A 367-nucleotide genomic window follows, 5' to 3' on the forward strand; every position below is an offset into this window, starting at 1 on the left:
TGATTTTTTAGAATAAAAGGTATTAAGAGTAAGGCGGAAGTTTTTTCCGCATTTAATAGAAGTAAATGTTTAATTAAAAAAAGCAAATTATGTTAAATAACACATTTAAAATAGGATTAGATCCTGTAACATTAGAAAACGCCGATGACAAACAAGGGGAAATCCTGGAAAAGGCAAAAAAAGCCAACGGAATGATCCCAAACATGTACAGCAATATGGTCAACCTGCCGGGACTGCAGGAAACCTATGACAAAGGTTATCACAGCTTCAGGCAGGAAAGCGGGTTCACTCCTGCAGAGCAGGAAGTTGTCTTGCTAACAATTAGTGTCGCAAACTCCTGTAATTACTGTACTGCAGCGCACAGCTA

At 38.4% G+C, this 367-nt stretch carries 1 protein-coding gene; it reads left to right on the plus strand.

Annotated elements, in window-relative coordinates:
- Positions 1-89: 89 nt before the first annotated feature.
- Positions 90-367, plus strand: a 278-nt coding sequence (locus tag HC175_RS20770; protein ID WP_209310157.1) for a carboxymuconolactone decarboxylase family protein, incomplete at its 3' end; no start/stop codon positions are given.

The sequence above is a fragment of the Salinimicrobium oceani genome (assembly GCF_012037645.1).